Origin of the sequence: Erythrobacter alti (assembly GCF_037996805.1) — a bacterium.
Classification (GTDB): Bacteria; Pseudomonadota; Alphaproteobacteria; order Sphingomonadales; family Sphingomonadaceae; genus Alteraurantiacibacter; species Alteraurantiacibacter alti.
In genome coordinates, this window is sequence record NZ_JBBNAX010000007.1 from 348,556 (window position 1) to 374,122 (window position 25,567).

Consider the following 25,567-nt stretch of genomic DNA (forward strand, 5'->3'; position numbering starts at 1 on the left):
ACGAGGCACGGGAAAAGCCCCTAAGAGCGCGGCGATGACGCAATCAGCAATCGAGATACGCGATCTTCGCAAAACCTATGCCGGGAACAAGAAGTCCCCTGCAAAGGAGGCGTTGAAAGGTGTCAGCTTCGATGTGCCGCAAGGGCAGGTTTTCGGCCTGCTCGGCCCCAATGGCGCGGGCAAGTCGACGCTGATCAATATCATGGCGGGGCTGGTCAACAAGACCGGCGGCAGCGTGAATATTTGGGGCCATGATATCGACAGCGACCATCGCAATGCGAAGCTGAATATAGGCATCGTGCCGCAGGAAATCGTGTTCGACCCGTTTTTCACGCCTTTCGAAGTGCTCGAGAACCAGGGCGGCATGTACGGCATTTCCAAGGCGCTCAGGCGATCCGAAGCGCTGCTGAAAGCGGTGCGGCTGGAAGACAAGCGCAATGCCTATGCCCGCACGCTCTCGGGCGGGATGAAGCGGCGGCTGCTGATCGCCAAGGCCATGGTCCATTCGCCGCCGATCCTCGTGCTGGATGAACCGACCGCCGGCGTCGATGTCGAATTGCGCCGCCAGTTGTGGGACCTGGTGGGAGAGATGAATGCCGAGGGCGTGACCGTCGTTCTGACCACGCACTACCTCGAGGAAGCCGAGCAGTTGTGCGAACGGATCGCTATCATCAACCACGGCGAGTTGATCGCCAACAAGACCACCCGCGAACTGGTCGACATGGCGCGCGAGAAGATCGTTCGCGTCTCGCTCGACAAGGATCTGGGCGGGCCGATCATGGAAGAAGCCTTCACCAAGGCCGAAGTGATCGACAACCGCGTGCTCGAAGTGACCTACAACCGTGACGCTGCGAGTGCTGGGCAGGTGCTCGCGCTGATCCAGCAGCACGGCTATGGCATCGAGGATGTAACCACGCGGGAAGCCGATCTGGAAGATGTCTTCGTGCAACTGACTGCACCTGCCGAGGGGGCGTAGCGACAATTGCCTGACAGCCATAAATATGACGTCCTGATCATCGGCTCCGGCGCGGCGGGGCTGACGGCTGCGCTGACGCTGGCGGAGACTTGCAAGGTGCTCGTCCTCGCCAAAGGTACGCTGCGAAGCGGCTCGACCGCATGGGCACAGGGCGGAATCGCTGCTGTGCTCGATGCGGGCGACACGTTCGAGAACCACGTTCGCGATACGATGGTGGCGGGCGCCGGGCTGAACGACCGCGAGACGGTGGAATTCGTTATCGAGGGCGCGCCGCGCGCGATTGACCGTTTGTGCGAGCTGGGCGTGCCGTTCAACCGCGAGAGCGGCGACCTCCACCTCACCCGAGAGGGCGGCCATTCGCATCGCCGGATCGTCCATGTCGATGATGCCACCGGCTGGGCGGTGCAGGCCGCGCTGCTCAAGGCGGCGGAGGAAAGCCCCAACATCACCCTGCTGCCCGATCGCACCTGCGTCGATCTCATCACCGGGCGGCACGAGGTCAAATATTCAGGATCAGGCCGTGTGTGGGGTGCCTATGCCCTCGATACCGCGACCGGCAAGGTGGAGGCCTATACCGCGAAGGCCACGATCATGGCGGCGGGCGGCGCAGGCCGCGTCTACCAGTTCTCCACCGCACCGCGCGGCGCGACGGGCGACGGGATTGCGATGGCATGGCGGGCAGGCGCGCGCGTTTCCAACATGGAAATGATGCAGTTCCACCCGACCTGCCTGTATAATCTCGACGTCAAGAATTTCCTCATCACCGAAGCCGTGCGCGGCGAGGGCGGGCGGCTGTTCCACCCCGAGACCGGCCATCGCTTCATGGAAGAATATGACCGGGAGCGCATGGAGCTGGCCCCGCGCGACGTGGTGGCACGCGCCATCGACGACCAGATCAAGCGCTACGGCCTCGACTACGTGCATCTCGATATCAGCCACGAAGAGCCGGAATTCGTGAAGCAGCATTTCCCCACCATCTATGAAAAGCTGATGGGGCTGGGCATCGACATGACCAAGGGTCCGATCCCGGTCGTGCCCGCGCAGCATTACACCTGCGGCGGCGTGGTGATCGACCTCGATGGTCGCACCGACCTGCCGGGGCTTTATGCGGCGGGTGAAGTCACCGAAAGCGGGCTGCACGGGGCGAACCGGCTGGCGTCGAACTCGCTGCTCGAATGCTTCGTCTTCGGCGAAGCGGCAGCACGCGATATCCTCGCCCATTGGGACGGGTTCGAAGCGCCGCCGCCGGTGCGCGAATGGGACGAAAGCCGCGTGACCGATTCGGATGAAGAGGTCGTCATCAAGCAGAACTGGACCGAGATCCGGCGCATGATGTGGAACTATGTCGGCATCGTGCGCACCACCAAACGGCTCGAGCGCGCGGGCAACAGGATCGACCTGCTCGGCAAGGAGATCGAGGACTATTACGGCGCGTTCCGCGTCACCACCGACCTGATCGAATTGCGCAACCTCCACCAATGCGCCGACCTTATCGTGAGCAGCGCCCTACACCGCCACGAAAGCCGCGGGCTGCACTACACGCTCGACTATCCGGAAACCGATCAGGTCGCGGTGGATACGGTGCTGGTGCCCTAGCGCGCCCAGACCCCTCAATCCCCCATCATCAGCACGAAGACGAAGGCGAGGAAGGTTCCGCCAAGGAACAGCATCCAGCTCCAGTAGAAGCTGAAATCGAGCATCAGGGGAGCGTAGTCCACATCGACCTTGAAGATGTTAAGCATTCCGCCGGTCGCGCCGCCCGAGCCCATGAACAGCGCGACCACCACGGTCAGGAATATGCCGAAGGGTATGGCCTTGAGGAAAGCGATCATGGTGCACCCGTTCCCAGTGAAATCCGTCGGGCCGATTCTCTAGCGCAATTGCGCCCGTGATCCAACGCAGCGGCCCCTCTGGTGGACAATTCGCAAGCAAATTGCGCGGCCTGATTCTTTTGATTCAATGCTCACCCCGTTTGATCCACTTTTGTGAAACCGCACAGATTTTTTTCCGCAGATTGATTTTGCCTCTTGCGCATTGCGCGAGTCATGGGAAATCCGCGCGTCGCGGCGTGTTGTGTGGTTCATACACCCTTGCGATATCGTCTCTTGACTCGGTAAATTCTTTTTAACCCTCTTGCGTGCGAGTCCGCGCTGATTCACTATGGGTTGTGGTCGTAATGCCGGGGGCACCCACAAGACCTAGATTTTGGCCTACAGCGTGCATTTCGCGCGACGGGGTCGGATTCGCTGCGATTGTGGAGCATTTCGGGGACGGCCGGTGGAATAGGCGTGGACGACGGGTGGACAAGACGGGGGACAAGTTTTTGCCTCCAGACGGGTGAGAAAATCGCTGTGAACGACTAGATAGGCAGTGGCCTGCCGAGTCGAACACAAATGGAACATTGGAGAGATGGCAGGCATTGAACCTGTACATCCTCCGCAAAGACGGACGGGAAACGGGGCTAATGGAATTTCGGAACGGAGATGATGCGGCGATGGGTCTGGAAGATAATGTCGCGGGAGATGCCCCGGAAAACACGAAAAGCCCGCCCAAAAAGGCGCGCAAAGAGGCAGTAAGCATGGACAAGAAAGACGCCGGTACCGACGAACTGATCGCTGCCGAAATAGCCGGAGCGACGGCAGAGGCGCTGGCCGAGGCCACGCGCGCTGCGTCCAAGGCGGACAGCGATTCCAAAACCATCCAGCCGCGCCGCTTCGACGTGAAAACCGATGCAGAGCGCGATGCCAATTTGACCGCTTTCGGCAAGGAAACGCTGGAAGACCGCTACCTGCTGCCGGGTGAAAGCTACCAGGACCTGTTCGCCCGCGTCGCGGACGCCTATGCCGATGATGCCGAACACGCGCAGCGGCTGTATGATTATATCTCGAACCTGTGGTTCATGCCCGCAACGCCCGTCCTGTCGAACGGCGGCACCACGCGCGGCCTGCCGATCTCCTGCTATCTCAATTCGGTGTCCGACAGCCTCGATGGCATTGTCGGCACGTGGAACGAGAATGTCTGGCTGGCCTCCAAGGGCGGCGGCATCGGCACCTATTGGGGCAATGTTCGCGGCATTGGCGAGCCGGTCGGCCTGAACGGCAAGACCAGCGGCATTATTCCCTTCGTGCGCGTGATGGACAGCCTGACGCTGGCAATCTCGCAAGGTTCGCTGCGCCGCGGCTCGGCCGCCTGCTACATCGACGTGCACCACCCGGAAATCGAGGAATTCCTCGAAATCCGCAAACCATCGGGCGACTTCAACCGCAAGGCGCTGAACCTGCACCACGGCGTGCTGCTGACCGACGACTTCATGGAAGCGGTGCGCGCTGGCGAGGAATTCGAGCTCAAATCGCCCAAGGATGGCAGCGTTCGCGGCAAAGTGAATGCGCGCTCGCTGTTCCAGAAACTGGTCGAAACGCGCCTCGCAACGGGTGAGCCCTACATCGTCTTTGCCGACACGGTGAACCGCATGATGCCCAAGCATCATCGCGACCTGGGGCTGAAGGTTTCGACCTCCAACCTGTGCAGCGAGATCACCCTGCCGACCGGTATCGACCACCTCGGCAATGATCGCACTGCCGTGTGCTGCCTGTCTTCGCTCAACCTCGAAAAGTGGGAAGAGTGGGAAGGCGACAAGCAGTTCATCGAGGACGTCATGCGCTTCCTCGACAATGTGCTGCAGGATTATATCGACCGCGCGCCCGACGAGATGGCCCGCGCCAAATATTCCGCCGAGCGTGAACGCAGCGTCGGCATGGGCGTGATGGGTTTCCACTCCTTCCTCCAGTCCAAGGGTATCGGTTTCGAAAGCCCCATGGCGAAGGTATGGAACCTCAAGATGTTCAAGCACATCAATGCCAAGGCGAACGAGGCCAGCATGATGCTCGCCAAGGAACGCGGGCCGTGCCCCGATGCCGAGGAAATGGGCGCGATGGAGCGGTTCAGCTGCAAGATGGCGATCGCTCCGACCGCCTCGATCAGCATCATCTGCGGCGGCACCAGCGCGTGTATCGAACCGATCCCGGCGAATATCTACACGCACAAGACCTTGTCGGGCAGCTTCATCGTGAAGAACCCCTATCTCGAGAAGATCCTCGACAAGAAGAGCAAGAATTCGAACACGATCTGGAACTCGATCCTCGAAAAGGATGGGAGCGTCCAGCATCTCGATTTCCTGTCGGTCGAGGAAAAGGCCGCGTTCAAGACCAGCTTCGAAATCGACCAGCGCTGGCTGCTCGAATTCGCCGCCGACCGCGCGCCCTTCATCGATCAGGCGCAGTCATTGAACCTGTTCATCCCTGCCGATGTCGACAAGTGGGACCTGGCGATGCTGCACTTCCAGGCATGGGAAAAGGGCATCAAGTCGCTCTATTACCTGCGTTCCAAGAGCGTGCAGCGCGCAGGCTTTGCCGGCGGCGTGGAAGCGGACAACACCGGCGAAGTGGCGAAATACGAGCTGCCGACGACCGACTACGACGAATGTCTGGCTTGTCAGTAACCATCCGGTCTGGCTGAGTGATTGCAGGGCGGCGGTTCATCGAGTGATGGATCGTCGCCTTGCTGCATCTGGCGCCAAGGCTTGCCGATCACACGCGCCGGGTGAACAGGGGCGGCTCAACGAGGGAAATTGCATATGGACCGGGACACGCTTTTCATCTCCGCCATCGTCGTGGTCGGCATTCTGGCGATATTGAATGCGTGGCGCGGGGCAACGCTCATGCGCAGCGGTGATGTGCCCGGCGGCCGCAAGTTCCTGATCATGGGTCTCACCATGCTGCTCATGATGGCATTCGCAATCTACATCCGTCCGACGGGCTGATTTACCGCTCCTAAACCAGTGGCTGTTATCGACACGGTCATGCAGACGCGGAAGAAACCCCGTAAGGTCCTGACTGTCCCGGGACGCTATTTCACCGGCCAAGGCGAGCCGGTGTCGGTACGCCTGCTCGACCTGTCGGTCGGGGGCTGCCGCTTTGCAATTGGCGAGACAACGCTGCCACCCGGCTCGAGCCTGCAGGTAATCATCGCCGATCGCGGTCCCTACAAGGCGCATGTCAAATGGTGCGCCGATGGCGAATGCGGCGTGACCTTTGACGTGCCGCTCGACGAGGAAGACTACAATAGCTTTCGCAACAGTCATGTTTTCGACTTCTCTGACGAAGGCGCGCCCGGCACCTTCACACCGATAATCGGCGACGGACGACAACGATTCTGCTGAAGGCACTTCGCGGCCTTGCCAAGCCGCGCTTTCCTGCCCATCCTGCGCCGAAACCGGTCGGAGGATTTCGGACATGATGGCACGCACCGCCTTGGGACTCGCTCTGCTGCTGGTTTTGTCGGGCTGCGCCAGCCAGATGGATGGCGCGGTGCAACAGGGGCATCCATTTCCCGGTTTCTGGTGGGGGCTGTGGCACGGTTTCATCTTCCCCTTCGCCTGGGTCGGATCGCTGTTCAGCGAGAATATCGCGGTCTATGCCGTGCCAAACACCGGCGGCTGGTACGATTTCGGCTTCTTTCTCGGCGTAACGGTTCTGGGCGGCGGAAGCGTTTTCGGTTCGAAAAAACGGCGCGGTTGACGCCGCTGACGCAAGCCCGTTTCTCCCTGCAAGGCGTCCCACGGTAAGGCTTCCCTAACCATTCGTGTCGTATGGCAGGTCCCATGGCGAGCCGACTGCACAAACGATTTCCGACGCATCACGGGCATGGCGAGGTGAAAGTCTCGCGCTATTTCGTGCTGTATGTCGCGCAGGTCGCGTGGATTGCGCTCGGCTTTTACCTCTATTCGGGCGCCTATTGGCCCTCCACCTGCCAGCCCGACAATCTGCTCGAGATCTACAGCTGCTCGGCCCGCCTGCCGCAGGATGGCGGCGGCTGGCGCGAAGCAGCGCTGCTGACCTGGCTGTGGGCGACCCCGATCCTGATCGCGCTGGAAATCTCCCGGCGGATGGACAAGGGCCAGAAATAGGCTGCAAAAGCCGCGTTTTCCGGCGTTGCGGACCCGCGACGCGCGCTACCCACAACTTACCGGCTTTTATCCCCGACCCAAAGTGCATGCTTGCTATCGAATCAGTGGTATGATTCCCTATATAGGTTGTTCGCACTTACCGCCGGAGATACCAGATGTCGTTGCTCGAAGCCCGCAAGACCTACAAGCCCTTTGAATATCCGTGGGCCTACGAGTTCTGGAAGCGGCAGCAGCAGGTCCACTGGATGCCCGAGGAAGTTCCCTTGGGAGAGGACTGCCGCGACTGGGCGCAGAACCTCACCGATCATGAGCGCAATTTGCTCACCCAGATCTTCCGCTTCTTCACGCAGGCCGATGTCGAGGTGCAGGATTGCTACCACGAAAAATACGGCCGCGTGTTCAAGCCGACCGAGGTAAAGATGATGCTGGCCGCCTTCTCCAACATGGAGACGGTGCACATCGCCGCCTATTCCCACCTGCTCGACACCATCGGCATGCCCGAAAGCGAATACGGCATGTTCCTCGAATATGAGGAAATGAAGGACAAGCACGACTACCTCCAGGAATTCGGCGTCGACAATGACGAGGATATTGCCCGCACGCTGGCGATGTTCGGCGGCTTTACCGAAGGGCTGCAGCTGTTCGCCAGCTTCGCCATGCTGATGAACTTCCCGCGCTTCAACAAGATGAAGGGCATGGGCCAGATCGTCAGCTGGTCGGTGCGCGATGAAAGCCTGCACTGCGAAGGCATCACCCGCCTGTTCCACGCCTTCTGTGCCGAGCGTGACTGCCTCACCAAGTCGGTGAAGGAAGACATCATGGACATGTGCCAGAAGACGGTGCGGCTGGAAGATGCCTTCATCGATCTCGCGTTCGAGCAGGGCCCCGTGCCCGGCATGACGGCGAAGGAAATCAAGAAGTATATCCGCTACATCGCCGACTGGCGGCTGAGCCAGCTTGGCCTGCCGAACATCTACATGGTCGAAGACCACCCGCTCCCCTGGCTCGCCCCGCTGCTCAACGGCGTGGAGCACGCCAACTTCTTCGAAACCCGCGCCACCGAATATTCCAAGGCCGCCACCAAGGGCAATTGGAACGACGTGTGGTCAAGCTTCGACAAGCGCCAGAACGCCAAGGCCGCCAACGAGGAAGAAGCTGTGGACGAGGGTCCGGACATGTTCGGGGACGATACTACGCAAGCTGCGGAGTGAGATAAAAGTTGGCCGGCTCAAGCCTGCTTCTGGGCGCTGGTGTTTCGGTAGACGCAGGAATCCCGACAGCTATCAATCTGACTGAAAAAATTTATGACAAACTGCAAAGGTTTCGCGGAACGTCAGAAGCTCAGCTTTATGGATTCGTTGTCGCCAAGATTCTGACAAGAAATGCGAGACTCGGGCAGAGTCCATTTGCCAAGGTCAATGTCGAAGAAGTCTATGATGCATTGAAACGATTTTCGCGGAGGGAAGACGACCCCCTCAACGAATTTGTTACGTCATGGGATGATGGACTCGCGCGCCCCAGCTTAGATACATCCAAGATTAAACAAAAACTAAACGGATTAATACAGATAGACCATCGCTCCCCTCGTGGACCAAGCATAAAACTAGATGGATGGCGACTTGACGATATTTTGAATGAATTTCGTCAATCCATCGAATCTAATTCTCCAAAAATGAGCTTGGAGGTTTACGTTCGCGCATTGGCGGAATGTTTGAGCCCAGACAAATATAATCATGAATACTTATCGAAACTCACCGAATATTGCGCTCAGCAATCAGATGTCGTTGCAACGCTAAACTACGATTTGCTCTTTGAGAAAAATTGTGACTCAAATGGGTATAAATACGACTATGGATTAGGGAGATGGAGAGATCGAAAAACGATACGATTTTCTCCAGAAACCATAAAGTTCATAAAGATACATGGATCAATTAATTGGTTTTCGCATGGTGATGACGTGGAAATTGATCCAGAACAGAAGAGTAACTTTAAAAGAGCACTCATATTCGGCGGACAGTCTGACAAACTTGATCCGAACGGGCCGTACTTAAATCTGCGGCATGAGTTTCAACGTATAGCTCAAAAGACGACTACGATGGGAATTATCGGCTATTCCTTCCAAGATGCTCATATGAACGCGCTACTCAGATCATGGATTTCTACCAAGCGCCGAGGCAAAATCGTCATCCTGGAGCCAGGGGCGCAAGCATCATTTTTAACGAACCTCGGTCGCTGGAGTACCAATAAAACGGATGGAAGTATTAGCGTACGTGTTGAAGTTGTCCACGTGAAGAAGACGGCCGCCGAAGGAATTGGCGACTTTATCTCGGAGATGTCGCTTAAGCCAGATTTGAAGAGAGCTGCGGACGAGCCTCTGGGCATCAGAACAATTGCTTAGCTGAAACTCTACTTATAGATTAGTCGTCACACCACCCCGGCCCCGCAGCGCGGTAGCGCACAGCCAGACCCAGCCCGATCAGGCGTTCGGCAATCGGCTCGCCTTCGCGGGTGACGCGGCGCAGTTGGCGGCCGAAGCGGTCGCGGTTGGGTTCGAAGCCGTCGCGGCTGAGCGAGAATGGGCCTTCGTTCAGCACATCGCGCAGCGCGAGCGTCGCACGCTCGCCAAGCTCGGCCTCGCGCCTGCATTCCGGCGACGAGACTTCGGGCGCGTCGATATCGAGCACGCGGATCTTCTCGCCATGATACCAGATCGTGTCGCCATCCACGACACAGGTATAGCGCACCGGTCCAACGCATAGCTGGAACCACGCCGCCTCCGGATCGCTCGCGGTCGGCTCCGGCGTCCACGGCGCAAATCCCCAATGCGCCACTGCTCCCCCGCGAAACGAATCCGCCGCCACAAGGACAAGAAATACCGCGAGCAAAATGCGCAGCCGCCAGCGCACCAGCGCGTGCCACAACCCCGCAAGTCGCGTGCTTCCTCCCGGTGTGTTCACGACACGGCGCAGCGGCACCGCGCGAAACGGTTTCCGGAACGGAAGTACGTTGGATTTACGTCGCCCCATGTTGCGGAGAATTCACAAATCTGTCCGGCTCGCAAGACCTAGCTAGTCATGCGACGGGGCTTTTGGCCTGATCGGCCACAGCCGCCATCTCGCTCTTCAGTTTCGCGGTGTCGACGAATTCGGTCAGGTCGGTGATCTGGCCGTCATCGTCGAAGCTCCACAGGTTGAAGATCTCGGTCGTGAAGGCCTCTCGGCCGGGGAATTGCACGGTGCATTTCCACAGGCCGGCGAGCTGATTGCCTTCGGCCAGCGCGTTCTGGCGGTCAACGCGGGTCATCGCGATACCATTGTCGAGCGCGCGCACCGCCTCTGTAAAGGCAATCGCGTCTTGCGCCCGGAACCCGTCCTCCATCGCGCTTTCCCCGGCAAAGCGGAAGGTCGCGCCCTCGGCCATACAGGCGCACATTCCCGGCACGTCGCCGCGCACGCGCGCATCGTAAATCGCGTCGATTTTCTCGAGCATCTGCTGCTTGTTCATGTCGCACCCCCCTTGCCAACACCGGGCCTTATAGCACGAATTGCTGCCCGTTAGCACCCGCCCTTGCCTTGCCAGCGCTCGCCCTTGACCACCTTAATTCCGGCGCGAATTTCACTCCGATTGGCGCAAGGCTTGGCACGGCTTCGCGTGACCGGCGTTTGTATTGCGTGGCCGGTATGGTTCCGTGCCACATTTTCGAAGGAAATTTGTCATGGACAAGAAACAGTCGAAATCCGGCAAGCCCCAGCAGGGCGGCGCCGGGCGCAGCGATCGTGACAGGCAGCAGGAGCAGCAGGGCGGCAAGAAGTCGCAACAGCCCGGCGAAAAGTTCGATCGTGACTCGCACAGCGATCAGAGCAGATAGGCTCTTCGCATAGACGCGCCCTTGCAGGCGCAGATCGGCGGCCGCCCTTGTTACAGGGGCGGCCGTTGGCGTTCGGGGGCTATGCCACCTGTCCCTTTCCTACATCGGTGCGCATCTGGCCCTGTCGGGTCGATGTTCCACACGCTCGTCATCCCGCGCATTTGCGCCATTTCTGCCGCCTTTTGGGGAGCTAGCGATTTCCGCACCAGGACTGTGCTCCATGTGCTCCATAATAGCGCGGCGGCGGCGATCCGCTTGGGCGAATCGCGGCCTGCTGTTCGGCGCTCAGAACAGCCAGGTGTTGGGGCGGGGCATCGGCTCGCGATTGCCCGATTTCACCATCGACAGGATGCTGCGGATGCAGAACCAGATCGCGGTGAGGAAGAACAGCGCCATGCCGATGAACATCGCCCCAATCGCGAAGGAAGTATCCCAGTGGCCGCCACGCTCTGCCTCTGCCGCAGCAAGGATGATGATCGTGGCAACAAGCATCAGGCAGAAGCCGATCATCGCGCCAAGCCCGATCCAGAAGGTGCGGATGAGGTAGGTGTAATGGCTGCGCTCCCACTCCTGCGTATTGCCTTCGCCGCGCCAGATATAGGCAAGGATCACGCCGATAAAGACCGAGAAGCCCAGGAAGATGTTGAGCAGGTAGAGCAGGGCGACAATGAAGGTGCGCTGCATTGTGACACCCGAACTGGCGGGCGGTGGCGCGGGCGGAGTGGGTGGAGCGTCGGTCATGCGTGGTCCTCCTTGTCCTCACCAGCCCCAGGCGGGCGGTGGCGGGGCGATCGGGTCGCTGGCATCGAATGACACGCGGAACAGGCGCGTCGGATCGTTGCGGCGGGTGAGCTGGTAGGTGAAACGCCCGCCCCGCTCGTCAGCCGGGTCCACCTCCAGCCGCCACACATTGGTGAGCGAGAGATCGAGGCCGTCGCGTTCGAACAGGGCGATCGAGTAGGCATCGACCGGGAAATCCTGCACGCGGCGGCTGCCGGTCGAAAGCGTGTCGCCGCCATATTGGGTCACGGCGTCCTCGTGCCCGTCCTCGTGCCGGTGATCGTGCTTGAGGCGCAGGCCCTCGCTGGTGCGGGTCACAAGCCAGGTGCGGCTGCGGTTCCAGCCGTCCGGCTGCCCTGCGTCCTCGACATGGAAGGCAATGGCAATGCGTGTGTCCGAACACTCGGCCCAATGCGCGATCATGCGCTTGCCCGCCCAGTCCGCATCGCGCGCATCCTCGCTCTCCAGCGCGCCCTCGTAGGCTTCACCGCAATGGCTGGAAAGCGCCTCCCAGAACGCCTCCTGCGGCGCGGGCAGGGCTGGCACTGACGGGGTGCTGGCACAGGCTGCAAGGGCAAGAACCAGCGGCGTGGCGGTGAGGGGGGTGAGGGTGCGGTAAGCTGTCATGCAGCATACCTAGCACGCAAAACCCGCAGCGCCATGCCGACTGGGTAACTGATCCGCCAGGTGAAGCGAATTCAGGAGCACCACCAGAGTGACGGAGGAGAGAGACGATGCCCGAGACTAACCTTACCAAATTCCTGAAAGTCGCCGGCGGCCTCGCGCTGGCCGCTCCGGCCCTGAGCGCATGCGATGCGATCTGCGGTGCCTGTTGTGCGGCCTATGCAGAAGGAGCCGAGCACGGGGGCTGCTGCGCCGCTGCGGCCGAAAAGGCCGGCTGTTGTGCTGCTTACGGCGATGAGGATCACGCGGGCTGTTGTGCCGCTGCCGAGTGACCGTGACGCCGCGCTTGCAGAGTTGCTCGCGATCAGCGAAGCGATGGCGGGCGAAGGCAGGTCGCTGGTCGAACGCGTCCTGCCCGCGCCGCCAAAAGACTTTACCCAGTGGTCGCACTACCCCGAAGGCGATGCGATCGACCCGGACAGCCGCGCGCGGTGGTTCTACCACGCACATCCCCCCGAGGAGCGCGGCCCGAAGGAGCATGGACATTTTCACATGTTCCTGCCGCTTTCCGCTTTCGCAGGCATGGAACCGCTCGCTGTGCCCAACAAGGACGGTGCGGCCAGGGTGGTCCACGTCGCCGCGCTATGCTTCGATACCGACGGCCTGCCCACGCACTGGATCGCGACCAACCAGTGGGTGACGGAGGAGTACCTCCTTCCCGCCGAGGCAATCATCGCGCGGTTGGATGGCATCGACATGTCGCAGGCAGGCGATGCCAAGGGGATTGTACATGTCGGTCGCTGGCTTACCTGCGCAATGGCGGCGTGCCGCGACGACATCGAGAACCTGCTGCGGCGCCGGGACGAGGCTCTTGCGAAGACAAGTCCGCGCGGCCGCGATGCCGAAGTCCTCGCCAGCCTGCCTTTTCGCCTCTAGCACCAGTCGGCTTTGCCAGCGCCCCAGCCATTGTCGCGTGCCAAACCGCCCTCGATCATGACATCAGCGAGATATTCATCACCACGCCGGGCCGCGCGCAGCTCACGACCGTATTGGTCGAAAGGCCCATCTTCTGCGGCTTCCATTTCGAAAGGTGCGGCGCTGAGCCAGCGGGAAAGTGCGCCCCGTGCCTCGCTTGCCTTGGTACGTTCTGCCTCGCACGCTCCATTGAGTTCAGGCGCGTCGAAGCCAGTAAAGCGGATGCGGCGTTCGCCGATCGCGAGGGTATCGCCGTCGATGACGCATCCCGAAGCGCGCGTGGCCGATCCGCAAATCGGGAACTGGCGCGTTACCTCCTGCCATTCTCCATCGACCAGCCCCGCCTGCCTGATTGCCCAGCTGCCGCCGAGAAACGCGATTAACAGCAGCGCCCAGCTCCAGCGCTTCCACCACCGGCGCCAGCGCCGCTTGCGCTGCCAGCCACGGTCGAATCTGGCGTGTTCGACCAGCGCTCAATCCTCCAGCGGGAAAGGCGCAATGGGCTTGATGAGGTCGAATTCTTCGCCGAGTGGCGGGTGCCCAAGGTCGGGCCAGTCGAGATCTTCGGTCGGCACATGGGTGTCGGGCAGCCGATCGAGCAGGTCGCGGATCAGCGTAAGGCGTCCATGCTTCTGGTCATTGTAATCGACCACCGTCCAAGGCGCGTGTTCGGTGTGGGTTGCAGCGAACATGGCCTCGCGCGCTTCGGTATATTCGGCAAAGCGGGTGCGGGCCTTGACGTCTATTGGGGAAAGTTTCCAACGCTTGAGCGGATCTTCCAGCCTTTCGGAAAATCGCTCTTCCTGGCTCGCCTGATCGGCGCTGAGCCAATATTTGAACAGCCTGATCCCGTCTTCCACCAGCAGTTTCTCGAAAGTCGGGACTTCGTGCAGGAATTTGGTCACCTGCTTGTCAGACGCAAACCCCATGACTTTTTCCACGCCCGCGCGGTTGTACCAACTGCGGTCGAACAGCACGATTTCGCCTGCGGCCGGCAGGTGCGGGACATAGCGCTGGAAATACCATTGCGAACGTTCGACATCGCTGGGTTTGGGGAGCGCCACCACGCGGCACTGGCGCGGGTTGAGCCGCTGTGAAATGGCCTTGATCGTACCGCCCTTGCCTGCGGTATCGCGCCCTTCGAGGAGCACGCAGATGCGTTCACCGGTAGCTTTCGCCCAGCGCGCCATGGCGACCAGTTCAAGCTCGAGCGGTTCGAGCAGGTCTTCGTATTGCTTGCGTTTCATACCCGCAGTCTTGCCGCAAGCGCGCGACAAAGACCAGCCATCGCGGCGGCGTGTGGCGGATGGCTAAGTCCGTCAGTCGAGCGGGACGCGCGGGTTTTGCCGGCGCTCGTCGCCGCTGCGACGCTCATCCTCGCGGCGATCTGGAGCTTTGAACGGAACTTGCTCCTTGCGCCTTTTGGTCGTGCGTCGGCCGCCGTGACTGGAATCGTTCGTGTCTGTCGGGGCACGCAATGGCCTTCCCCCCAAATAAGGCCCTTACGGGCCGGTCGAGCGGAGCATAATCGGTGCTTGGTTACCAGCCAGTTAAGTTTTGGTGCTTCGGCAATAAAGGAAAAACTGGCCCTTCGCGCACTTGCCGCTTATTGCCCGCGTCATGAACGAGCACACCTATTCCGCCCCTGCAGACGACAGGATGCTGTCCAAGGCCGAGACGCTGATCGAGGCACTGCCTTATTTCCAACGATATGCCGGGCGCAGTTTCGTGGTGAAGTATGGCGGCCATGCCATGGGCGATCCCGAGGCGGCGCGCGATTTTGCCGAAGATATCGTGCTGCTGAAGGCGGTTGGCATCAATCCGGTGGTCGTCCATGGCGGCGGTCCGCAGATCGGCGCGATGCTGAAGAAGCTGGGCGTTGAAAGCACTTTTGTCGACGGCCTGCGGGTTACTGACAAGGCCACCGCCGAGGTTGCCGAAATGGTCTTGTCCGGCGCGATCAACAAGGAACTCGTCGGCTGGATCAACCAGGCGGGCGGCAAGGGCATGGGATTGTCCGGCAAGGACGGCAAGATGGTACTCGCCGAAAAGGTTAGCCGCACCGTGAAAGACCCCGACAGCCAGATCGAACAGGCGGTGGATCTTGGATTTGTCGGAGAGCCAAAGCATGTCGACACCACGATCCTCAAGACCGCCAGCGATGCCGGGATGATCCCCATCGTCGCCCCTATTGCCAGCGACGGGGAGGGGCACACATACAACATCAACGCCGATACGATGGCGGGCGCACTGGCGGCGGCGCTGGGGGCTGCGCGGCTGTTCCTACTGACCGATGTCGCGGGCGTGCTCGACAAGCAGGGCAAGCTGCTGACGGACCTCAAGCCTTCCGATATCGCCGCATTGCGAGAAGATGGCACGGTCAGCGGCGGCATGATTCCCAAATTGCAGACCTGCGTCGATGCGGTGGAAGCCGGCTGCGAGGCTGCCGTGGTGCTCGACGGGCGCGTTCCCCATGCGATGCTGCTGGAATTCTTCACCAGCCGAGGTGCAGGTACGCTCGTCAGCAATGGTGACGGCGCAGCTTGACCCGTATTACCCAAGTGATACACTGATCATTACACGAATTCTTAGGAGACAGGCGTGCTCGCCCTCATCAATATTGTTGCCATGATTGCGAATGCGATCATCTTTCTCGTGATCATTCAATTCGTTATCGGGCTGCTGTTCGCTTTCAACGTGGTCAGCCCGAGCAACCAGTTCCTGATGCAGGTCTATCGCTCGATCAATTCCCTGCTCGATCCGGTCCTGCGCCCGATCCGCAAGATCCTGCCCGACACCGGAGCCATCGATTTCTCGCCGATCGTGCTCATCCTTGCTCTGAACGCCTTGATATTCATCCTCAGCGATGTTGCCACAGCCTCGCTTTGACAAAAGCCGGGCTTGAGCGCAGGGGCGCGCCATGACTGGTAGACATCTTATTGCATCGGCTGCGCTCGCTGTACTGCTTTCCGCATGCGCTTCGCCGCAGCAACAGCGCCACGCCCAGCAAGGCCGCGCGGCCGAGCGTACGCTCGACCGGATCGGGACTATCGGTGATCCGGGCCGGGTAGCTGCTGCCGACATCGCCTTTGCCCGCATGGCGCGCGACGAGGGGCAGTGGACTGCCTTTCGCGCATACGCCGCTTCCGATGCCGTGATTCATGGTCGGAACGGTCCGGTGCCTATCGAGGTATTCACAGCGAATCTTGAAGACCCGGAAACATCGACCGCCTGGACGCCCAACACCATCTGGACAAGCTGCGATGGCACGTTGGCGGTAACGTTCGGGCGGATGCAGGTACAAAGCGGAGATGTGGGCTCGTACGTTACCGTATGGGAGCTGCAATCCGACCGCGACTACAAATGGACCTATGACATCGGCGCGCTCGACGACCCGCAACCCGAGCCTGAAGCCGGGCCGGACGTGCCCGAAGGGGAGGAATTCATCCTGGTGCCCGGAATGGGGTCCATCGAAGGGCGCGTCGCCGATTGTCCGCGCACCGGTGCGTTCTATGGATTCACAAGGCCCGAGCTGTCACAAGGCACCCGCAGCGGATCAGCTCAATCGGATGATGGAACGATGACATGGCAGTGGGTGCAGCTCGCTGATGGAACGCGGGCAGTCACAGTGGATTGGTGGCGCGGGGGCGAGTGGCAACAGGCCGCGGAATTCGTCGTGCCGCCCAGGAGCGATTAAGCCATGCTCGAACTGTTTCTTTCCGCTTTCATCACGCTGTTTGTCGTGATCGACCCGCCCGGATGCGCACCGATCTATGCCGGGCTGACCAAAGGCGCCGCACCGGCGCAGGCGCGCAACATGGCGATCCGCGCGTGCTTTATCGCGGCGATAATTTTGCTGGTGTTTGCGCTGTTCGGGCAGGATTTGCTCGGCGCGCTGCATATCGAACTCGATAGCTTCCGCATTGCCGGCGGCCTGATGCTGTTCTGGATCGCATGGGAAATGGTTTTCGAAAAGCGCACCCAGCGGCGCGAGGAGCGTGCCGAAAGGGTCGCCGCAACGCCCGAAGTGGAAGACGTCTCTGTCTTCCCCATGGCCATGCCGATGCTCGCCGGACCCGGCGCGATCGCCGCGATCATGCTGCTACAGAACGAAGCTGAAGGTCTGGAAGAAACGCTGGTGGTGCTCGGCGCGTTGGGCGCGGTGTTGCTGCTCACTATGCTCGCGCTGATCGCAGCCGGACCGCTGATCCGCCTGCTCGGTGCGCGAGTGGAGGCGGTGATCACGCGTTTGCTCGGTGTCTTGCTGGCCGCGCTCGCGGCGCAATATGTGATCGACGGACTGCGCGGTAGTTTTAACGTCTAGTCTTGCGCTCGCCCATCCGAGCGAGCGTCCTCGGTGCTATTCCCTACGCTCCGCTACAGGGCACCTGCGGTCGCGCAGTCGCGCTCTGTCGGTGCTTGCCCGGCACCGAATCTTGCTCCAGTTTTCGAAGTCGCGGATGCGTCTTTATGAAAATCACTGCAACGTGACGTGGCCTTCGTCCGGGTCGCCCTTGCCGAAGAATTCGAGCAGGCTCACCAGCAGGTCGCACCGTTCGCGCAGGTTTGGCGATTCCAGCAGTCCCTGCTTTGCGGCAGCGTCGAATGGCGCGATCTGGCTTACCCCGTTAATGAGCGTCACATCGTCGAGCTGGGCAACTGAATCCCAATCGATCGCATAGCCCTGCGCATCGGCGAATTTGCGCGCTTCATATTCGAAACTGGCACGTTCGCCGAGCGAGAGATACTCCTCTCGCGGTTCCTGGATCAGTTCGGCTTCGACCTGGCGGAACGGCGTCGTGACTTCGAGTTCACGCTTCACCCGGAAGCGTGCCTCGCCCTGCAGGACGATATTGTAGCGCCCGTCCTCGCTCGTTTCGACATCGTTGATCTTGCCGATGCAGCCGACCTGGTAAAGCGGAGCATCGTCGGCCGGTTCGGTCGGCTGGATCATCCCGATCAGCCGGTCACGCGCCAGCGCATCGCCCACCATTGCCCGGTACCGCGGCTCGAAAATGTGCAGCGGCAATTGCAGGCCGGGAAACAGGATCGCCCCGGTCAGCGGGAAGATGGAGATGCGCTTGCTGCTCATCCGAACAGGATCAGGCTGAGCTTGCGGCGCTGGGCGGATACCCACGGGTCTTCCATTCCCACCGCTTCAAACATCTGCAGCAGCTTGGCCTTGGCAGCCTCATCGCCTTCCTCGCCCTCTACGCTCTTGGCGCCTTCGATGGCGCGCAGCAGGATATCGGCCGCCTCGTCGCGCTCACCGGCGGCGAAGGCGGCTTCGGCAAATGCAAGCTGGGCGTCGGTATCGGCGGGACGTTCGGCAGCGGCGGCGCGCAGCGTCTGGAGTTCGCCCGCGTCGACCTGCGATCCGGCAAGCTCGAGCGCGGTATGCGCCTGCTTCACCAGCGCATCTTCCTGCAACTCCTCCGGCAGGGCATCGAAAGCGGCCTGCGCGTCTTTGGTGCGCCCGGTGGAGGCCAGCGCGCGGATCAGTCCCGCCTGCACCTCGGGCTTGTGCGCGATTTGCGGCGGAGCGTTTTCGGAAATCTGGCTGTAGAGTTCGACGGCCTTGTCGTTTTCGCCCGCAGCCAGCAATTGCTCGCCCATGGCGATCATTTCACCCACCTGTGCTTCCATCTGCGCGAGCTGGTCATCAGGTCCGCCGGCACCCGCCTGGATCGGCAGTTTTTCAAGCAATTGGTCGAGTGCAGCCTTGAGCTGCGATTCGGTGCGCGCCGGGGTCAGATCGGCAACCGGCTGGCCCTGGAACATCGCATAGACCGTCGGGATCGACTGGACCTGAAACTGGCCGGCAATAAATTTCTCGGAATCGACATCGATCTTCGCCAGCACCACGCCCTTGTCGGCATATTCGGCGGCGACTTTTTCGAGGATCGGAGTGAGCGCCTTGCACGGCCCGCACCATTCGGCCCAGAAATCGACAATCACCAGCTTGGTCTGGCTCGGCTCCACCACCGTCTGGCGGAAGCGTTCAACCGCTTTCTGTTCGTCGATATTTAGTCCCATGCTGGCCAAGATAATGCTCCTGTTCGTCTTGCTCGCGCCTATGTGCCCAATGTGGCGTTATTGTGCGGTTTGTGAAGGGGGAAGGCGCGATGAAGCGAGATTGCGAGGTGGGCGCACGAATTCGGCAAGATTCCCTCTTGCAGGGTGTGTAAGCCGGTGCTAACCGCGCCGCTCCCCATTCGGAAGCACCTTCCGGATGAGCGCCAGTGAGCGGGCGTAGCTCAGGGGTAGAGCACAACCTTGCCAAGGTTGGGGTCGGGCGTTCGAATCGCCTCGCCCGCTCCATTTTCAACAATCGCGGTCTGTAACGTGGCCCTCGCCATGCGAGGGCGCTTGCGCTATCCTCCGGATATGCTTGCCTCTTTTGCTTCACTCGCCGTGTTGCTTGCAGCACAGGATTTCACACCCTTCCTCGCTTTCGTGCGCGCGCCATCGATGGTTGGCGATCCCGAAAGTGTCGAGATAGGGGTGCTGCGTGGACAGGGACGGCTGCAGTTCTGGTTTCGCCGGACGGTTGAGAGCGAAGGCGGCAACATCATCACTTGGACCGATACAAGGCGCTGCCCGGCTGCGCGCGATGCGGTGGTGGCTGCGACCCAAATCGCACCGCCCAGGATTTACGTGCCCGGCATTCCGGTTCGCCCGGATGGTTCGACGATCCTGACACTGGACGGTATACGGTACGAATTGCGCGCCGGTGCCCATTACGACAGCTACACCAGCAGCGATATCTCGTTCAGCTCCAACATGGACACCCCGCTCGCCAACTGGGTCGAGGGGACGCTGACGGTGCTCGAAAAATGCTGGTCGGACGAAGTGCCAATCCAGGAGGAGGAAGCGCAGGCGGAGGTGGTGCAGGAGGAAGTGGAGGCTGACGCGCCGCCACCGATCATTCCTCAGTCGTAGCCTTCGAGCTCGTCGCCTTGCACGCTCACCACATGCACCAGGTTCGTCGCGCCGGACTGGCCGAAGGGAACACCCGCCATCACGGCCAGCTGGCTGTCCGATCCGCCGAAACCGTGCCGCAGCGCCATGCGCTTGCCCTTGGCGACCATTTCTTCGAAGCTGCCAATATCGCGCGTTGCGACCGGGTGCGTACCCCACAGCAGCGCGACCCGGCGGGCAACTTCCATGCTGGGCGTCAACGCCATGACGGGCACCGCCGGGCGCTCACGTGACACGCGCCGCGCACTGCTGCCGGAGAATGTGAACACCGCGATCGCGCTGATCTTCACCGTGTCGGCAATGGTCATGCAGGCATGGGCCAGCGCATCGGCAGTCGTGGCATCGGGAGGAGTTTCGAGCATGCGCACGCGCTGCGTATAGCCTTCATCCTTCTCGACCTGGCGGGCGATGCTGTCCATCATCAGCACGGCCTCTTCAGGCCAGTCGCCTGCAGCCGTTTCGGCGCTGAGCATGACGGCATCCGCCCCATCATAAACGGCATTGGCAACGTCGGAGACTTCGGCGCGCGTAGGGGCCGGGCTCTCGATCATCGATTCGAGCATTTGCGTCGCCACGATCACCGGCTTACCCGTCAGGCGCGTGGCGTTGACGATCTTTTTCTGAAGCGGCGGAACTTCCTGCGGCTCCAGCTCAACACCCAAATCGCCGCGCGCGACCATGATGCCGTCCGACTGGTCGATGATTTCGGCGAGGCGGCGCACAGCCGACGGTTTCTCGATCTTGGCGCACAAGGCACCCTTTCCGCCCATCAGCTTGCGGGCCTCGGCAAGGTCTTCGGGGCGCTGCACGAAGGACAGGCCGATCCAGTCCGCGCCATTTTCGAGCGCGAAGGCCAGGTCCTTGCGGTCCTTTTCGGTCAGCGCGGGTATGGGGATTTCGGCATCGGGGACGTTCACACCCTTGCGATCGGAAATCACGCCGCCGACTTCGGTCTTGCAAATAATCGTATCACTACTCACCGATTTCACGCGGAAGCGCATCTTGCCGTCATTGACCAGCAGGCGCTGGCCTTCCTCGATCACTTCGAAAATTTCAGGATGCGGCAATTCGACGCGCGTAGCATCGCCTGGCTCGCTTGACCGGTCGAAGGTGAAGCTGGACCCGTGCGGAATGGTGGCGCGGCCATCGGCGAACTTGCCAACGCGCAGCTTTGGCCCCTGCAGATCGGCCAAGACCGCAATCGGGCGGCCGTATTCCTGCTCCAGCGCACGGATATTGGCGAATGTCTCGGCATGGACGGCGTGTTCACCATGGCTCATGTTGACACGGAAGGCATCTACCCCCGCCAGGAACAGGCGGCGCAGCACATCGGGGTCCGCAGTGGCGGGGCCTGTCGTTGCGAGGATCTTGACCTTGCGGTCGCGTGGTTTGAGCTTCACTTTGTTTCGCTGTGCCATGCGCATGGCCTATGGCAATCTCCTGCTACAAAACAAGGACACAATCGTATGCACGACGATCAGGACCCGCTCGAAGAATTGCCCGACGCGGTCGCCGCCGCAGCATTTCGCCGGCTTGTGCGGCATCTTCGCCACCGCCACGATGCACAGAATATCGACCTTATGGGACTGTCCGGATTTTGCCGGAACTGCCTTGCCGACTGGATCCGCGATGCCGGATATGAAGGCGACAAGGCAGCCGCGCGCGAGCTGATCCATGGAATGTCGATGGATGAGTGGAAAGCGACGCGCCAGAGCGAAGCGACGCAGGAGCAGCTCGACCGCATGGCCGAAAGCCTGACGCGCAACCGGGCGGACCTGCGCTAGGGAATATTTCTCGCTACCTGTTTGCGCACCATGATGGCTGCGCTAACGAGCGGCCAACCGATTCTCACATCATCCGGAGTTTTTGACGAAATGGCCGAAGCCACCGACGACCGCCTGCGCCTGCTGATCGAGCGCATCGAACGCCTCGAAGAAGAGAAGAAGGGCATCGCCGACGATATTCGCGATGTCTATTCGGAAGCGAAAGCGGTTGGCTATGATACCAAGATCATGCGCCAGATCGTGCGCCTGCGGAAGATGGACAACAACGACCGCAGCGAAATGGAAATGATCCTCGACACCTACAAGGCCGCGCTCGGCATGGGGTAAGGTTCGCGGGCTCGCCTTGGTGCGGGCCTAGTCGCCGCGGAAGTGGAGTTCGATCCGCGCACCTTCGGGTCCGCGCAGGAAAATCTGCCTGACACCCATCGTCTTGCGATTATCGAGTTCGGTGATAGCGAGTCCGGCCTGCGTCAATCGCTGGCGCATGTCGTCATAGCCCGAGCACGAAAAGGCGATGTGGTTGATCGGGCCATCCTGCGCCGGATGCTCGCGCAAGTTGACGTGGACGAGATCGTTTCCCGTGCTGTCATAGAGCCAGCTGTTCAGGGCCGGATCCTGCTGCGGCGCAGCCTCGGCGCGAAGCCCGAGCATCTCTTCGAAAAACGCCAGCGTCTGGCGCATGTCGCCAGTGCTGATGTTGACGTGATCCAGTCCGTGCAGAATCGACTTCCCTCCGGGTTGCTACCACACGCAATGCTGCGGTAAGGGCCACCTTTACAGCAAATTTCGAGATCAGCGACACCCATGGCAGGCCATTCCAAATTCAAGAACATCATGCACCGCAAGGGTGCGCAGGATAAAAAGCGGTCCAATCTGTTTTCAAAGCTCAGCCGCGAAATCACCGTGGCAGCGAAGATGGGAACGCCCGATCCTGACATGAACCCGCGCCTGCGGCTGGCGGTCAACACCGCCAAGGCGCAGTCGATGCCCAAGGACAACATCCAGCGCGCGATCGACAAGGCAACCGCGGGTGATGACGAGAATTACGAAGAGGTCCGCTACGAAGGATACGGCCCCGGTGGCAGCGCGATCATCGTCGAGACGCTGACAGACAACCGCAACCGCACCGCAACCGCCGTGCGCACAGCCTTCAGCAAGCATGGCGGCAACCTCGGCACCGAAGGTTCGGTCCAGCACGGGTTCGAACGGCTCGGCCTGATCGAATATCCGGCAGCTGTCGGGGACGAGGACAAGGTGCTCGAAGCCGCGATGGAAGCCGGCGCGGAAGATATCGAAAGTTCCGATGACGGCCACACGATCTGGACCGCAGCAGACGATCTCCACCAGGTCGCCGCCGACCTGGAAAAGGCGCTGGGCGAGGCCGAAACGGTCAAGCTGGCGTGGAAGCCCAACATTACCGTCGACATGGACGAAAAGAATGCCAGCACGCTGCTTAAGCTGATCGACGTGCTCGACGATGATGACGACGTGCAGACCGTTTGGGGCAATTACGAGATTTCCGACGACGTCATGGAGAAGTTGGAAGGCTGATGTGGAGCCTCGTCGCCAAGGCGCTGCTCGCCGGGGCGATGATCGCGGCCATTGCCGAAATCGGCAAGCGCCTGCCGACGATGGCAGCGTTGGTCGCCAGCCTGCCACTCGTGTCCATCCTTGGCATGATCTTCCTGTGGCACGCGCGGCCCGACACGGAGAATATGGCGCGCCATAGCGAGGCGACCTTCTGGTTCGTCTTGCCGAGCCTGCCGATGTTCCTGCTCATCCCGATAATGCTGCGCAGCGGCCTGCCATTCTGGCTGGCGCTGGCGATTGGTTGCGCGGTAACTGTCGGCCTGTACCTGCTAATGGTGCAATTCGGCCCGCGAATGGGGATCAGGTTTTGAGCGCGGCGCCATGCTGATCCTCGGCCTCGATCCTTCGCTCAGTTGCACCGGCTGGGGCCTCATCCGCACCGAGGGATCGCGCATCAGCCATATTGCAAACGGGCAGGTCAAAACCGACGCCAAGGCACCGATGGCGCAGCGGCTCGATCACCTGCACGCAGCGATTGCGGCGGTCATTGCAACCTACGCGCCAGACCGCGCGGCGGCTGAAGAGGTGTTCGCCAACAAGAACCCGCAATCAACGCTGAAGCTGGCGCAGGCCCGCGGTGCGGTGCTTGCGGCTTGTGGTGCAGCCAATCTGGAAGTGCGCGAGCACGCCGCTCGGCTGGTGAAGAAGGCTGTCGTTGGCACCGGCGGCGCTGACAAGACGCAGGTGCAAGCCATGCTGAAAGTATTGCTGCCCGGCGCGCCGATCGAGGGGGCCGATGCGGCTGATGCCTTGGCTGTCGCCATAGCCGACGCCAATCTGGGATAGGGGGCTGCATGTATCTGGTGGTCTTTCGCAATCGCAAATGTGCCGGGATTGATACTGCCGCCTATGACCGGCAGGCGGATCGCATGGAACAACTGGCACGCGAGCAGCCCGGCTTTCTTGCTTTCAAGAGCTTCACGTCAGACGATGGCGAGGCCGTTGCCCTGTCCGAGTGGCAGGATGAGCAATCGGCACGTAGGTGGGGACGGCAAGCGGAACACCTGGTGGCACAGGCGAAGGGGCGGGAGAGCTGGTATGACGAATATACCCTCTACGCCTGTGATGATCCCCAGATCCGTAAGTTCGTTTCTGCCCGTCCCGACTGACCGCGGGGTCTTCGCCCAGATTATTTCAGCGCGGCGATGACACGTTCCAGCCGACTTCTCACCTCTTCTGCCGCTTCCGTAAGGCGCGGATTTTCGATGCCCTTCATTGACACCACCGGATCAATCGCCGCCACTTCGGTCTGACCGTCCTTCCGGCTCTGCACCACGACATTGCAAGGTAGCATCGTGCCGACCTTGTCTTCGATCTGCAGCGCTTCATGCGCCAAAGCGGGATTGCATGCGCCGAGGATGGTGTAGGGATGAAAATCGACATTGATCTTCTTTTTCAAGGTTTGCTGGATGTCGATCCGGCTGATGACGCCAAACCCTTCATGTCCTAGCGCTTCTTCGGTCTTGGTCACCGCCTCTTCGAATGGCATGTCGAGCGTCGTTGCGAGGTAGTAGGTCATGCAAAACTCCTTTGCTAAGGGAAGGCAAACGGCTGCGCATTGTTCCCGATTGCCGCGGGCGTCAGGATAGATTGGAAACCCGATGAACAAGATCACGATGTACGGAATTCCCAATTGCGACACGGTGAAAAAAGCGCGCAAATGGATGGATGGCCAGGGGCTGGAATACAGCTTTCACGACTACAAGAAGCAAGGCGTTGCTGCGGACAATCTGGAGCGTTGGGCGGACCGCTGCGGGTGGGAGGTCTTGCTCAATCGGCGCGGCACAACATTCCGCAAGGTGGACGAGAGCGACAAGGCCGATATCGACCGCGACAAGGCGATCGCGCTGATGCAGGAGCATACCAGCATGATCAAACGACCGGTACTCGAAACCGATGATGGTTCTCGGGTGCTCGTCGGCTTCACCCAAAGCGAATGGGAAAACCTACTCTGTTGAGACGTTTACGTGTGAATACAACGTTTTGCTGCGCAGCATGGGGTGCAGCATTCTAGCCTGGACCGG

Annotated in this window: 36 protein-coding genes and 1 tRNA gene; 25 read left to right on the forward strand and 12 right to left on the reverse strand. The window is 60.7% G+C overall.

Annotated features, from left to right (window positions below; genetic code table 11):
- The first annotated feature begins 34 nt into the window (after positions 1–34).
- Complete coding sequence (locus AAC850_RS09460) at positions 35–976, forward strand: ABC transporter ATP-binding protein (RefSeq protein WP_340588487.1); 942 nt, start codon at positions 35–37, stop codon at positions 974–976.
- A 6-nt stretch (positions 977–982) separates the two neighbouring features.
- The gene (gene nadB / locus AAC850_RS09465; protein WP_340588488.1) at positions 983–2,572 is read left to right on the forward strand and encodes an L-aspartate oxidase; all 1,590 of its coding nucleotides are present in this window, start codon (positions 983–985) and stop codon (positions 2,570–2,572) included.
- Between the two features lie 14 nt (positions 2,573–2,586).
- Here the strand turns inward: nadB and AAC850_RS09470 are convergent, their stop codons facing one another.
- Positions 2,587–2,808 (reverse strand): hypothetical protein, encoded by a 222-nt coding sequence (locus tag AAC850_RS09470; protein WP_340588489.1) that lies wholly within the window; start codon positions 2,806–2,808, stop codon positions 2,587–2,589.
- 632 nt (positions 2,809–3,440) lie between these two features.
- Between AAC850_RS09470 and AAC850_RS09475 the strand changes: the two genes are divergently transcribed.
- The 7 genes from AAC850_RS09475 (at position 3,441) to AAC850_RS09505 (ending at position 9,339) form a co-directional block, all read left to right on the forward strand.
- Positions 3,441–5,474, forward strand: coding sequence for a ribonucleoside-diphosphate reductase subunit alpha (locus AAC850_RS09475; RefSeq protein ID WP_340588490.1), 2,034 nt, complete (start codon positions 3,441–3,443; stop codon positions 5,472–5,474).
- A gap of 135 nt (positions 5,475–5,609) precedes the next feature.
- Positions 5,610–5,795: a hypothetical protein gene (locus AAC850_RS09480; RefSeq protein ID WP_340588491.1), complete on the forward strand. Its 186-nt coding sequence runs from the start codon at positions 5,610–5,612 to the stop codon at positions 5,793–5,795.
- A gap of 18 nt (positions 5,796–5,813) precedes the next feature.
- Entirely contained in the window at positions 5,814–6,194 is a 381-nt protein-coding gene (locus tag AAC850_RS09485; protein WP_340588492.1) for a PilZ domain-containing protein, read from the forward strand.
- 73 nt (positions 6,195–6,267) lie between these two features.
- Positions 6,268–6,552 carry a hypothetical protein gene (locus tag AAC850_RS09490; RefSeq protein WP_340588493.1) on the forward strand — a complete coding sequence of 95 codons (285 nt, stop codon included), beginning with the start codon at positions 6,268–6,270 and terminating at the stop codon, positions 6,550–6,552.
- Between the two features lie 83 nt (positions 6,553–6,635).
- The gene (locus AAC850_RS09495) at positions 6,636–6,941 is read left to right on the forward strand and encodes a hypothetical protein (RefSeq protein ID WP_340588494.1); all 306 of its coding nucleotides are present in this window, start codon (positions 6,636–6,638) and stop codon (positions 6,939–6,941) included.
- A gap of 155 nt (positions 6,942–7,096) precedes the next feature.
- Positions 7,097–8,152 carry a ribonucleotide-diphosphate reductase subunit beta gene (locus tag AAC850_RS09500; protein ID WP_340588495.1) on the forward strand — a complete coding sequence of 352 codons (1,056 nt, stop codon included), beginning with the start codon at positions 7,097–7,099 and terminating at the stop codon, positions 8,150–8,152.
- 8 nt (positions 8,153–8,160) lie between these two features.
- Complete coding sequence (locus AAC850_RS09505) at positions 8,161–9,339, forward strand: SIR2 family protein (protein WP_340588496.1); 1,179 nt, start codon at positions 8,161–8,163, stop codon at positions 9,337–9,339.
- Positions 9,340–9,358: 19 nt separating this feature from the next.
- On the opposite strand, the gene AAC850_RS09510 is transcribed toward AAC850_RS09505, so the two are convergent.
- The gene (locus AAC850_RS09510) at positions 9,359–9,967 is read right to left on the reverse strand and encodes a thermonuclease family protein (protein WP_340588497.1); all 609 of its coding nucleotides are present in this window, start codon (positions 9,965–9,967) and stop codon (positions 9,359–9,361) included.
- A gap of 46 nt (positions 9,968–10,013) precedes the next feature.
- The gene (locus tag AAC850_RS09515; RefSeq protein ID WP_340588498.1) at positions 10,014–10,445 is read right to left on the reverse strand and encodes a nuclear transport factor 2 family protein; all 432 of its coding nucleotides are present in this window, start codon (positions 10,443–10,445) and stop codon (positions 10,014–10,016) included.
- Positions 10,446–10,656: 211 nt separating this feature from the next.
- On the opposite strand from AAC850_RS09515, the gene AAC850_RS09520 reads away from it, so the two are divergent.
- Positions 10,657–10,809 (forward strand): hypothetical protein, encoded by a 153-nt coding sequence (locus AAC850_RS09520; RefSeq protein WP_340588499.1) that lies wholly within the window; start codon positions 10,657–10,659, stop codon positions 10,807–10,809.
- A gap of 285 nt (positions 10,810–11,094) precedes the next feature.
- Here AAC850_RS09520 and AAC850_RS09525 read toward each other — a convergent pair whose 3' ends face one another.
- On the reverse strand, positions 11,095–11,550 hold the full coding sequence (locus tag AAC850_RS09525) for a DUF4870 family protein (protein WP_340588500.1): 456 nt from the start codon (positions 11,548–11,550) through the stop codon (positions 11,095–11,097).
- An 18-nt stretch (positions 11,551–11,568) separates the two neighbouring features.
- Positions 11,569–12,216, reverse strand: a complete 648-nt coding sequence (locus AAC850_RS09530) for a hypothetical protein (protein WP_340588501.1) — start codon at positions 12,214–12,216, stop codon at positions 11,569–11,571.
- A gap of 107 nt (positions 12,217–12,323) precedes the next feature.
- Here AAC850_RS09530 and AAC850_RS09535 point away from each other — a divergent pair, with 107 nt between their 5' ends.
- A complete protein-coding gene (locus tag AAC850_RS09535; RefSeq protein ID WP_340588502.1) occupies positions 12,324–12,545 on the forward strand; it encodes a hypothetical protein in 222 nt (73 codons plus the stop codon).
- Positions 12,508–13,149: a DUF6969 family protein gene (locus AAC850_RS09540; RefSeq protein ID WP_340588503.1), complete on the forward strand. Its 642-nt coding sequence runs from the start codon at positions 12,508–12,510 to the stop codon at positions 13,147–13,149. The genes AAC850_RS09535 and AAC850_RS09540 overlap by 38 nt, the downstream gene beginning before the upstream one ends.
- Here the strand turns inward: AAC850_RS09540 and AAC850_RS09545 are convergent.
- Both AAC850_RS09545 and ppk2 read right to left on the reverse strand, forming a co-directional pair.
- The gene (locus tag AAC850_RS09545; protein WP_340588504.1) at positions 13,146–13,295 is read right to left on the reverse strand and encodes a hypothetical protein; all 150 of its coding nucleotides are present in this window, start codon (positions 13,293–13,295) and stop codon (positions 13,146–13,148) included. The genes AAC850_RS09540 and AAC850_RS09545 overlap by 4 nt on opposite strands.
- A 366-nt stretch (positions 13,296–13,661) precedes the next feature.
- Complete coding sequence (gene ppk2, locus AAC850_RS09550; RefSeq protein ID WP_340588505.1) at positions 13,662–14,435, reverse strand: polyphosphate kinase 2; 774 nt, start codon at positions 14,433–14,435, stop codon at positions 13,662–13,664.
- 373 nt (positions 14,436–14,808) lie between these two features.
- Between ppk2 and argB the strand changes: the two genes are divergently transcribed.
- From argB to AAC850_RS09570, 4 genes are read left to right on the forward strand one after another with little or no spacing between them, the layout of a single operon-like run.
- Positions 14,809–15,735 (forward strand): acetylglutamate kinase, encoded by a 927-nt coding sequence (gene argB, locus AAC850_RS09555; RefSeq protein ID WP_340588506.1) that lies wholly within the window; start codon positions 14,809–14,811, stop codon positions 15,733–15,735.
- A 54-nt stretch (positions 15,736–15,789) separates the two neighbouring features.
- A complete protein-coding gene (locus tag AAC850_RS09560) occupies positions 15,790–16,077 on the forward strand; it encodes a YggT family protein (RefSeq protein WP_340588507.1) in 288 nt (95 codons plus the stop codon).
- Positions 16,078–16,108: 31 nt separating this feature from the next.
- Positions 16,109–16,885, forward strand: a complete 777-nt coding sequence (locus AAC850_RS09565; protein WP_340588508.1) for a hypothetical protein — start codon at positions 16,109–16,111, stop codon at positions 16,883–16,885.
- Positions 16,886–16,888: 3 nt separating this feature from the next.
- Positions 16,889–17,512, forward strand: coding sequence for a MarC family protein (locus AAC850_RS09570; protein ID WP_340588509.1), 624 nt, complete (start codon positions 16,889–16,891; stop codon positions 17,510–17,512).
- Positions 17,513–17,665: 153 nt separating this feature from the next.
- Here the strand turns inward: AAC850_RS09570 and AAC850_RS09575 are convergent, their stop codons facing one another.
- On the reverse strand, positions 17,666–18,280 hold the full coding sequence (locus AAC850_RS09575) for an LON peptidase substrate-binding domain-containing protein (RefSeq protein ID WP_340588511.1): 615 nt from the start codon (positions 18,278–18,280) through the stop codon (positions 17,666–17,668).
- Complete coding sequence (locus tag AAC850_RS09580; protein ID WP_340588559.1) at positions 18,277–19,224, reverse strand: tetratricopeptide repeat protein; 948 nt, start codon at positions 19,222–19,224, stop codon at positions 18,277–18,279. Before AAC850_RS09580 ends, AAC850_RS09575 begins: the two co-directional genes overlap by 4 nt.
- Before the next feature lie 210 nt (positions 19,225–19,434).
- Between AAC850_RS09580 and AAC850_RS09585 the strand changes: the two genes are divergently transcribed.
- Positions 19,435–19,509 (forward strand) — tRNA-Gly (locus AAC850_RS09585).
- A gap of 66 nt (positions 19,510–19,575) precedes the next feature.
- Positions 19,576–20,130 carry a hypothetical protein gene (locus tag AAC850_RS09590; RefSeq protein ID WP_340588512.1) on the forward strand — a complete coding sequence of 185 codons (555 nt, stop codon included), beginning with the start codon at positions 19,576–19,578 and terminating at the stop codon, positions 20,128–20,130.
- Here AAC850_RS09590 and pyk read toward each other — a convergent pair.
- On the reverse strand, positions 20,121–21,569 hold the full coding sequence (pyk, locus tag AAC850_RS09595; RefSeq protein ID WP_422723190.1) for a pyruvate kinase: 1,449 nt from the start codon (positions 21,567–21,569) through the stop codon (positions 20,121–20,123). The two genes, AAC850_RS09590 and pyk, sit on opposite strands and share 10 nt — an antisense overlap.
- Positions 21,570–21,635: 66 nt before the next feature.
- Here pyk and AAC850_RS09600 point away from each other — a divergent pair, with 66 nt between their 5' ends.
- Entirely contained in the window at positions 21,636–21,953 is a 318-nt protein-coding gene (locus AAC850_RS09600; protein WP_340588514.1) for a DUF1244 domain-containing protein, read from the forward strand.
- Between the two features lie 90 nt (positions 21,954–22,043).
- The gene (locus AAC850_RS09605; protein WP_340588515.1) at positions 22,044–22,280 is read left to right on the forward strand and encodes a DUF2312 domain-containing protein; all 237 of its coding nucleotides are present in this window, start codon (positions 22,044–22,046) and stop codon (positions 22,278–22,280) included.
- Between the two features lie 27 nt (positions 22,281–22,307).
- Here AAC850_RS09605 and AAC850_RS09610 read toward each other — a convergent pair whose 3' ends face one another.
- Entirely contained in the window at positions 22,308–22,676 is a 369-nt protein-coding gene (locus AAC850_RS09610; RefSeq protein ID WP_340588560.1) for a VOC family protein, read from the reverse strand.
- A gap of 81 nt (positions 22,677–22,757) precedes the next feature.
- Between AAC850_RS09610 and AAC850_RS09615 the strand changes: the two genes are divergently transcribed.
- The 4 genes from AAC850_RS09615 to AAC850_RS09630 are packed head-to-tail and all read left to right on the forward strand — an operon-like array spanning position 22,758 to position 24,652.
- Entirely contained in the window at positions 22,758–23,504 is a 747-nt protein-coding gene (locus tag AAC850_RS09615) for a YebC/PmpR family DNA-binding transcriptional regulator (protein ID WP_340588516.1), read from the forward strand.
- The gene (locus AAC850_RS09620) at positions 23,504–23,854 is read left to right on the forward strand and encodes a DUF3147 family protein (protein ID WP_340588517.1); all 351 of its coding nucleotides are present in this window, start codon (positions 23,504–23,506) and stop codon (positions 23,852–23,854) included. Before AAC850_RS09615 ends, AAC850_RS09620 begins: the two co-directional genes overlap by 1 nt.
- A 10-nt stretch (positions 23,855–23,864) precedes the next feature.
- Positions 23,865–24,329 carry a crossover junction endodeoxyribonuclease RuvC gene (ruvC, locus tag AAC850_RS09625; protein WP_340588518.1) on the forward strand — a complete coding sequence of 155 codons (465 nt, stop codon included), beginning with the start codon at positions 23,865–23,867 and terminating at the stop codon, positions 24,327–24,329.
- Between the two features lie 8 nt (positions 24,330–24,337).
- Positions 24,338–24,652: an antibiotic biosynthesis monooxygenase family protein gene (locus AAC850_RS09630; protein ID WP_340588519.1), complete on the forward strand. Its 315-nt coding sequence runs from the start codon at positions 24,338–24,340 to the stop codon at positions 24,650–24,652.
- Between the two features lie 20 nt (positions 24,653–24,672).
- On the opposite strand, the gene AAC850_RS09635 is transcribed toward AAC850_RS09630, so the two are convergent.
- A complete protein-coding gene (locus AAC850_RS09635; RefSeq protein ID WP_340588520.1) occupies positions 24,673–25,062 on the reverse strand; it encodes a DUF302 domain-containing protein in 390 nt (129 codons plus the stop codon).
- An 82-nt stretch (positions 25,063–25,144) separates the two neighbouring features.
- Here AAC850_RS09635 and AAC850_RS09640 point away from each other — a divergent pair, with 82 nt between their 5' ends.
- Positions 25,145–25,501, forward strand: a complete 357-nt coding sequence (locus AAC850_RS09640) for an ArsC family reductase (protein ID WP_340588521.1) — start codon at positions 25,145–25,147, stop codon at positions 25,499–25,501.
- Positions 25,502–25,567 lie beyond the last annotated feature (66 nt).